General features: G+C 69.7%; 10 protein-coding genes. 6 read left to right on the plus strand and 4 right to left on the minus strand.

All coding sequences use genetic code 11. From position 1 onward, the window contains the following. The coding region (locus J1C73_RS03850) for a response regulator (RefSeq protein ID WP_207315084.1) at positions 1-394 on the minus strand (394 nt) is incomplete at its 3' end. Beyond that, positions 391-1617: a sensor histidine kinase gene (locus tag J1C73_RS03855; RefSeq protein WP_207315085.1), complete on the minus strand. Its 1227-nt coding sequence runs from the start codon at positions 1615-1617 to the stop codon at positions 391-393. The genes J1C73_RS03855 and J1C73_RS03850, both read right to left, overlap by 4 nt. Positions 1618-1727: 110 nt before the next feature. Between J1C73_RS03855 and J1C73_RS03860 the strand changes: the two genes are divergently transcribed. From J1C73_RS03860 to J1C73_RS03875, 4 genes are all read left to right on the plus strand, one after another. Beyond that, positions 1728-2819, plus strand: coding sequence for an ABC transporter permease (locus tag J1C73_RS03860; RefSeq protein ID WP_207315086.1), 1092 nt, complete (start codon positions 1728-1730; stop codon positions 2817-2819). Next, complete coding sequence (locus tag J1C73_RS03865; RefSeq protein ID WP_207315087.1) at positions 2816-3496, plus strand: ABC transporter ATP-binding protein; 681 nt, start codon at positions 2816-2818, stop codon at positions 3494-3496. Before J1C73_RS03860 ends, J1C73_RS03865 begins: the two co-directional genes overlap by 4 nt. Positions 3497-3514: 18 nt before the next feature. Beyond that, complete coding sequence (locus J1C73_RS03870; RefSeq protein WP_307797598.1) at positions 3515-3886, plus strand: Lrp/AsnC family transcriptional regulator; 372 nt, start codon at positions 3515-3517, stop codon at positions 3884-3886. A 333-nt stretch (positions 3887-4219) separates the two neighbouring features. Then, entirely contained in the window at positions 4220-4615 is a 396-nt protein-coding gene (locus J1C73_RS03875) for a GNAT family N-acetyltransferase (RefSeq protein WP_207315088.1), read from the plus strand. A 375-nt stretch (positions 4616-4990) separates the two neighbouring features. On the opposite strand, the gene J1C73_RS03880 is transcribed toward J1C73_RS03875, so the two are convergent. Further along, positions 4991-5257: a chitin binding peritrophin-A domain-containing protein gene (locus J1C73_RS03880; RefSeq protein WP_207315089.1), complete on the minus strand. Its 267-nt coding sequence runs from the start codon at positions 5255-5257 to the stop codon at positions 4991-4993. Between the two features lie 812 nt (positions 5258-6069). On the opposite strand from J1C73_RS03880, the gene J1C73_RS03885 reads away from it, so the two are divergent. Beyond that, on the plus strand, positions 6070-6669 hold the full coding sequence (locus tag J1C73_RS03885; RefSeq protein ID WP_207315090.1) for a hypothetical protein: 600 nt from the start codon (positions 6070-6072) through the stop codon (positions 6667-6669). A 290-nt stretch (positions 6670-6959) separates the two neighbouring features. Here the strand turns inward: J1C73_RS03885 and J1C73_RS03890 are convergent, their stop codons facing one another. Next, positions 6960-7760 (minus strand): IclR family transcriptional regulator, encoded by an 801-nt coding sequence (locus J1C73_RS03890; RefSeq protein ID WP_123463687.1) that lies wholly within the window; start codon positions 7758-7760, stop codon positions 6960-6962. A 324-nt stretch (positions 7761-8084) separates the two neighbouring features. Between J1C73_RS03890 and J1C73_RS03895 the strand changes: the two genes are divergently transcribed. Beyond that, positions 8085-8443 (plus strand): amidohydrolase family protein (locus J1C73_RS03895; protein WP_207315091.1); only part of this gene is annotated, 359 nt, incomplete at its 3' end.

The following is an 8443-nucleotide window of genomic DNA, read 5'->3' on the forward strand; positions in this document are numbered from 1 at the left end:
CCGGGGCCAGCGCGGACCGGCCGGCCGCGGCCGTACGGACCGCTGCGGCCAGTTCCTCGGGCGGGGCGTCTTTCAGCAGATAGCCGGCGGCGCCCGCCTCGACCGCGGCGAGGATGTCGGCGTCCGTGTCGTACGTGGTCAGGATCAGCACCCGGGGCGCGCCCGGCACCGCGGTGATCGCGGCGGTGGCCTCCGAGCCGTGCAGACCCGGCCCGAACTGCAGGTCCATCAGGACGACGTCGAACTCGCCGGTCGCGGCCAGGGCGACGGCCTGTTCGGCGGTGGCGGCCTCCGCGGCGACATGGAAGTCCGGCTCGGTGTCCAGGACGGCCCGCAGTCCAGCCCGGACCACCGGGTGGTCGTCGGCGAGCAGCAGCCTGATCGGCGTGGTCATGCGGAGTCCTGTCCGTTCGGGCCGACGGGGAGAGGCAGGGTGAGAGCGACGGCCGTGCCCTGGCCGGGCGCCGACTCGACGCTCAGCGTGCCGCCCAGGGAGCGGGCCCGGGACCGCATGGCGGGCAGCCCGAAGCCACCGGTCCCGGTGGCGCTGTCCGGCGATGTGTTGTCCGATGCGGCCGGCCGCAGACCCGGCGAGAAGCCGTGGCCGTCGTCGACCACGTCCAGCGACACCGAGGTGTCCATGAAGCTCAGCGTGATCTCGGCCCGCCGCGCCCCGGCGTGCTGCACGGTGTTGGCCAGCGCCGACTGCGCGGTACGCAGCAGCGCCACCTCGTACGGGGTGGGCAGTTCGACCGGGGTGCCGCTGACGGCGAACTGCACCGTGAGCGCGGAGTCCGTCGTACGGGCCGAGAGCCGTTCCAGGGCGGCCGCCAGCGAGCCGTTCTCCAGGTCGGGCGGGGTCAGGGCGCGGACGAAGCGGCGGGCCTCGGCGAGATTGTCCTGGGCGGCCTCGCGGGCCTGGTGAACAAGAGGGGCGGCGGGAGCGTCCGGCTCCAGGGTGCGTTCGGCCGCGCGCAGCAGCAGCTGAATGCTGGAAAGACCCTGTGCGAGCGTGTCGTGGATCTCCCGCGCCAGCCGTTCGCGTTCGGCGAGCGTGCCGGCGGTGCGTTCGGCCGCCGCCAGGTCCGCCCGGGTCGAGACGAGCTCCTCGATGAGTTCGCGGCGCCGCTCGCTCTCCCGGAACAGCGCGTCGTACCCGAACACCGTGGCGACGGCCACCGCCGCGCCGAGCACCGGGCCGATGAAGGTGCCGGGTGTGACCGCCTGTCCGTGCACCAGGAAACTGGTGATGGCGGCGGCCGCGGTCACCACCACGGCGGGCAGCCCCCAGCGCATCGGCAGCAGGTGCAGCTGAAGGAAGTACAGCGGGAAGGCCACCCACAGCCCGTCCGGCGAGAGGGCCAGCAGCACCAGCCAGAGCGCCCCCAGCACGGCGAGCCAGCACGCCCCGGCCCGGGTCCCCGGCTGCACGACGGGGGCGAGCGCGCCGGCCGCGTACACCGCGGCCAGCACGCAGGACACCACGACGACGCCGGCGGAGCGGGAATCCCCGTCGCTCACGGCCTTGACGGCCGCCAGCGCCAGCAGTCCCAGCAGCAGGGCGTGCAGACACAGCCGTAGCGCGGCGGCGACCGGGGGGTGGACACGTGTTTCCATGATTCGTCCAGCGTAGGCGCGGGGTGCCCGGGGCCGGTCAATCGAAAGGTTGATGTCGGGCCCAGCCGGTGGGCGATGTTTCTCCGGCCGCCGGGACCGACGCTGGAGTCATGTTCGTTGCATGGAGAGATCTTCGGTTCGCCAAGGGCCGGTTCGCGCTCATGGGCACGGTCGTGGTGCTGATCACGCTGCTGGTGGGTCTGCTGTCCGGTCTCACGGCCGGGCTGGCCCGGGAGAACACCTCGGCCGTCACGGGCCTGAGCGCCGACCACCTGGCGTTCGCCGCCCCGCCCGACGGCCAGTCGGTGTCCTTCACCAATTCCACCGTCAAGGAGACCGCCTGGCGCAGCTGGGCGCGCCAGCCCGGTGTCGAGAAGGCACAGCCGCTCGGCATCCGCACGCTCAACGCCGCCGCGGTGACGGGGGAGCGGACGGCGGCCGTCTCGGCGTTCGGCGTCGAGCCGGACAGCGGCCTGGCGCCCTCCGGCACTCCGGTGGGACCGGGAAAGGTCGTGCTTTCCGGGCAGGCCGCCGAGGATCTCTCCGCACGGGCCGGTGACCGGCTGCGGCTCGGCGGCGACGAGGTGACCGTCGCCGCGGTCGGCGGCGACGCCTCGTACAGCCATACGCCGGTCGTGTGGACCTCGCTGGCCGACTGGCAGCGGTTCGGGGCCGACGGCGCGGGCGGCGCGGCTCACGCCACCGTGATCGCTCTGACCACCACCGACGACGCCGATCTGGCGGCGGGCGACCGCGCGGCCGGCACCAGCACGCTCAGCCTGGACGGCTCCCTCACCGCCATCGGCTCGTACCAGGCCGAGAACGGTTCGCTCCAGCTGATGCGCGGCTTCCTCTTCGCTATCTCCGCCCTGGTCATCGGTGCCTTCTTCACCGTCTGGACGATCCAGCGCAGCGGCGATGTCGCCGTCCTCAAGGCACTGGGCGCCTCCACGCCCTATCTGCTCCGGGACGCACTCGGGCAGGCCGTGGTGATGCTCGCCATCGGTACGGGGATCGGCACCGCCCTCGCCTCCGGTATCGGTGCCCTGGTCAGCGGCGGGGCCGTGCCCTTCGTCCTGGAGGCGTCGACCGTCCTCGTCCCGGCAGCAGTCATGATCGCCCTCGGCGCCGTCGGGGCGGCCCTGTCCATCCGGCGGATCACCGCCGTAGACCCGCTCACCGCACTCGGGAGTGCCCGATGACCCTCACGCTCACTGATGTCACGCTCACCTACCCCGACGGCGACGGGCGGCTCACCGCCCTGGACAGGGTCGGACTCGACGTGCCCGCGGGCACCCTCACCGCGGTCGTCGGCCCCTCCGGCTCGGGCAAGTCGAGCCTGCTGGCCGTGGCCGCCACGCTGGTCACCCCGGACGAGGGCGCCGTCGTCGTCGCCGGGACGGACACTGTGGGACTCAGCCGCGCGGACAAGGCGGCGCTGCGCCGCGAGCGGATCGGCATCGTCTTCCAGCAGCCCAACCTGCTGCCGTCCCTGACCGCGGCCGAGCAGCTCCAGGTCATGGCGCACCTGTCGGGCGGCGCCGCCCGGACCGCCCGGACCCGGGCGCTGGAACTGCTCGACGCGGTCGGTCTCGCCGACGAGGCGGACCGCAGGCCGCACCAGCTCTCCGGCGGCCAGCGCCAGCGGATCAACATCGCGCGGGCCCTGATGAACGACCCGGCGGTCCTGCTCGTCGACGAACCGACCAGCGCACTGGATCACGAACGGGGTGCGGCCGTACTGGATCTGCTCATCACGCTGACCCGGGAGCGGTCCACGGCGACCGTCATGGTCACCCACGACCGGACCCATCTGAACCGGATGGACATGACGGTCACGATGCAGGACGGCCGGCTGACCGCTCCGGCACTGGCCTGAGGGCTGTCGGACGGACGGGTGGCCCGGAGTTTCCCCCGGCTGAACGAGTTCGTCGAGAGCGGCCTGCTGCTGTTCGAGGTCGAGATCGACCCCTGGCTCTACGGTCGCACGGTCGAGGCGATCTGCTGGCTGGACGTCGAACCGGCCCGGCTGGCCGACGTAGGGAAGCAGCTTGCGACCCACGGCGAAGTCGCCTTCGCCGCCACGACGACCGGGCCGACCAACGTCCTCGCCATCCTCGAACTCACCAGTGCCGAAGCCCTGCACACGTACCTGACAGCCCGTCTGGGAGCACTGGAGGGAATCCGCCACGTCGAGACCGCGCCCACCGGCCGCAGAACCAAACGCGACGGCCCGCTCCTCGTGCGGCGTCGAGGCGCGGGCGCGTGACGAGCCCGCCGGCCCCGGGTGTTCCGAGCTCCGGGAGTTCCGGGCTCCGGCGGGGAGGACGCCCTGCCCGCCGGCCATCTCCGGACGGCCGGATGGCGGCTGCCCGATGAGTGCGGCGAGCAACTCCCTTTCGCGGACGGACCCTTGGGGGAGCCGCAGATGCTTGATGTCGACCCACCTGAAGCCATGCGTCCTCGAACCCTGGAACCTTTGGTCCCCGAAATTGATGAAGGCACTGGCCTCGTGAGTGAGCTGGTTCTCCATAGCGGTCCAGCTTGGAAGCCCGACGGGACACCCCCTGCGGACCCATCGGACAGCCCCTAGGATGCAGGCGTGGCGATCACGTATGAATGGCGGGGCGACTTCGATAACGCATCCCTCGACGCATTGCACGCCGACGGTTTCGGCTCCCCGGTCACTCGGACCGACTGGCGAGCACGACTTGAGCGGCACAGCCTCGGCTGGGTCTGCGCGTGGGAGGACCGCTCTCTGACCGGATTCGTCAACGTGGTCTGGGACGGCGGATCACACGCCTTCATTCTGGATACGGTGGTCGCCCGGCATCTTCGGTCGAGAGGGGTTGGCGCCGCGCTTGTCGCAGTTGCGGCCGAGGAGGCCCGTGCCGCGAAGTGTGAGTGGCTCCACGTCGACTTCGAGGAGCATCTGCGTTCCTTCTACTTCGATGCCTGTGGCTTCCGGGAGACACCGGCGGGACTGATCGCCCTCTGACACCACGGCCCCGCGTCCTCGGCGAAGAAGGGGGCCCGGTCCCGGCAGACAGCCTCGATTCCGGGCCGCTGGGACAGCCACGCGGCCAGGCTCGATGTCTCCCGGTCAGGCAACAAGTCGACCCGTGCGACGGGTTTCGGTCCCGAGTTCGGACAGCGTTCGCACGCCACTCCGGGAGCCGCCTGGCGTGGTCGCTGTTCGATTCCCGGATGAGGGCGAGGGCCGGTGGGCATGTGTCGAGGCCCGCCGACCGAATCTCGGCGGGGCCCCGTCCCGAGGGGTGGGCTGGGTCCGGAAGTCCGAGGGTTCGCCCTGGAAGGTACTGAGTCCGAGGCCGTCCGGATCAGCGGAGTGCGAGTGCCGGCCGGAGCGCGCCTACTCCGGGGGCATCTGCCACGGGTGGACGCACGTCATCAACTCGGGGTGATACAGCGTGCCCGGCCCGCACTGGAAGTCGAAGCGAGTGAAGGTTCCATCGAAGTCCACGCAGCGGTAGAACATGGACTGGTCGTCCGGGTTGGGGAAGAAGCCCTCCTCCGTGCAGGCGGGAGCTGTCGCTGCGGAGGCCTGTGCCGGGACCGGGCAGGCGAAGCCGGCGAGAGCGAGCAGCAGAGCGGCTGCGGCGCGGTGCGTACGATTCATGCCCCGTAAACGATCTTTGTGGCCTCAGGGTGTTCGCCGCAACGGGTGACGGGAGCCCGCCTTCACACAGGCCGTTGCCAGGCCGGCCAGTTCCCGGTACGGGCGAACCGCTCAAGCCTTCCGGTACGGACCAGCGGTGTCGCCGATGATGGTGACGATGCTGCCCTGCGTGCCTGCGTGCCTGCGTGCCTGCTTTGCGCATCCGTGCCACAAGGTGACATGGTCCCCCGGAGTTGGTGCCGGTCGCCGGGCGAACGGTCGGCCGTGCGGTCTCCGTGGATCCGCAAACGCTCGCGCGGGCGACGCTCGGTCCGTCCCGGACTCTGGGCCGCAGTCGCAGGGCCCGTATGCTGCCCGACTTCTTCAGCCGCACGGCCTCTGGCGCCACCTGCGGACATCACGGCAGTTCGGGTCTGCGTCGCGCTGCGCCTGGGGGACCCGCTCGCGGAGGCGCACTCCCGGCGTGGGACGGCGCTCATGCCCGTTCGGTGAGGCGACCGTCGTGGTTCGCTCGAACGGGTTGCCGGGTTGCCGATCGGTCACGGCCGTTCACATTTCACTTGGCGGCTGAATTGGTTCCGAAATCGACCGAAGCGGGGAGTCGCCTCTTCGGGTTCATCGTATTTCCCTAAAGTGTCTGCGTTTCGCCGACGATGCGAGAGGATTTGTCTGATGTGGCGCCGGAAGAAACCACTCCGAGGGGTTGACTGTATTGTCGCGAACGCGAAGGTCTGGGCAAAGGGACTAGCTGTTTGATTTCATGGTATAGTCCTAATGAATTTACAGGACGCCACGAGAAAAAGGGGAATGGCGTGAATACCGAGAAGGTTACGGCTCGACGTCTTACGGCCGGAGAGGCTTCGGGATTGGGCCTCCAGGACAGCATCTTCGTCTCGGCAGAGATGGATGGCCTTCCTCTCGACTGCTACGCCCCGGCTTTTCTTACGGAGCCGGGTGAGAATTTCGAGGGGAAGTCCTTCGCTGCGAAGACGATCTTCGGTGAGGAAATTCGTGTTCTCCCGGACAATGCCGAAGAGCGCGGAATCTGGGTTGCCGACAAAGCAGGGGAAGAAATCGAGGTCCTCCAGAGTGCCGGCGTCCTCCTGAACCTTGCTCTCTTCGTGCCGAATGGGAGCAAGGAATCCCTGGAATCGCTCTACTCCGCGGCGCGCGACGCATTCGGTGCGGGGATCGTTCAGCGGTGGAGCGAGGAAACCGTCGCGGTGCCGGAAGTCAAGGTCGACCTGTACGAGGAGCCGGCCCGGGGGCGGAAGAACACGAACAGCCAGAACCGCGACCGCCGAGCCCTGGACATCTATCCGACCCGAGTGCGGTTCCTGGAGCCCAGTGATGGCTGGAGGTTCATTGTCGAACCGCACAAGGAGGTCATCGACGACACGCCGACGATCTGACCTGATGGCAGGTTAGCCTCGGCCCTTCGCGGGAGCCCGTCAGCTTGCTGACGGGCTCTTCGTCGTTTGCTGGGGCGTGTGGTGTGGGCAGGCCGCTGGGGCCGATTGTCGCGTTCGGCGCTCCCAGGTCCTGTGCGGGCAGACGGGAGATCGCAGTAAGGGCCGTCTGGACAACGAACAAGGCCCAGGTCACTGACCCGGGCCTCATCATGGAGCGGGTGACGAGAGTCGAACTCGCGTCACGGGCTTGGGAGGCTCAGGGTCACCCCTCACCGTCCGTGCAAGACGTCTCAGCCGGACGTCCCGCTGCTGGCCAGTGCCTCGGAGAGCTCCTTGGCGGCCTGCTGGAGGATCGGCACGATCCGCTCGGTGGCCGCCTCGGTCACCCGGCCCGCCGGACCCGAGATCGAGATCGCGGCCGAGGTGGGTGAGTTGGGTACCGAGACCGCGAGGCAGCGGACCCCTATCTCCTGCTCGTTGTCGTCCACCGCGTAGCCGGCCCTGCGGACCTGGTCCAGCGCGTCCAGGAAGCCGTCGGGGGTGGTGATCGTCTTCTCGGTGGCGGCCGGCATCCCGGTGCGCGCGAGCAGCGCCCGTACCTCGTCCGGTGGGGTGTGCGCGAGCAGCGCCTTGCCGACACCGGTGGAGTGCGGCAGCACCCGCCGGCCCACCTCGGTGAACATGCGCATCGAGTGCTTGGACGGCACCTGCGCCACGTACACGATCTCGTCGCCGTCGAGCAGCGCCATGTTCGCGGTCTCGCCGGTCTCCTCGACCAGTCGTGCGAGATACGGGCGGGCCCAGGTGCCGAGCAGCCGTGAGGCGGACTCGCCGAGCCGGATCAGCCGCGGGCCGAGCGCATAGCGCCGGTTGGGCTGCTGGCGTACGTATCCGCAGACCACGAGAGTGCGCATCAGCCGGTGAATGGTGGGCAGCGGGAGTCCGCTGCTCGCGGAGAGCTCACTCAGACCGACCTCGCCCCCCGCATCGGCCATCCGTTCCAGCAGATCGAAGGCGCGCTCAAGGGACTGCACACCACCGCTGGGTCCGGCGGGCTTGGAGTCGGATGTGCTGGCGTGGGACGGCGGCACGTCAACGGTCCTTTCGAAGCGGAAGAGCAAGGCAGCAGCCTACCGGGCACTTCCCGATCGGCCCACTGTTCCAGGGCGGCGTCCTGGCCGGTCAGGGCCCGTTTGTCCGGGTGCCCACAGGCGGACCGGCGGTTCTGCGGCACCGTGTCTGGCCTATTCTACGTTCCGCTCTCCGAAATTAGACTTTTACTTTGTGGAAATCTCCAGTCGACGTCCCGGGTGGTCCGCCGGGTGGCCGACGCGGAGGATGGGGTCTTGACGGGCCGCTTTCGCGAGTGAAGACTCCTTCAACAGTTCGTTGAATTTTTGAAGTGGGGAGCACGGGTGTCCGGTACGGACGTGAAGCTGGTACTGCGCTCGACGCGCGTCGTCACTCCCGGGGGGACACGGCCCGCGGCGGTCGCCGTCGCCGACGGGAAGATCGACGCCGTCCTGGCGTACGACGCGGAGGTGCCCGCGGGTGCCCGGCTGGAGGACTTCGGCGACGATGTCCTGCTGCCCGGCCTGGTGGACACCCATGTCCATGTGAACGACCCCGGGCGCACCGAGTGGGAGGGCTTCCACACCGCCACCCGCGCCGCCGCGGCCGGCGGGATCACCACCCTGCTCGACATGCCGCTCAACTCGCTCCCGCCGACCACCACCGTCGAGCACCTGCGGGTCAAGCAGCGGGTGGCCGCCCC

It is taken from the genome of Streptomyces laculatispora, assembly GCF_017353455.1.
Lineage (GTDB): Bacteria > Actinomycetota > Actinomycetes > Streptomycetales > Streptomycetaceae > Streptomyces > Streptomyces laculatispora.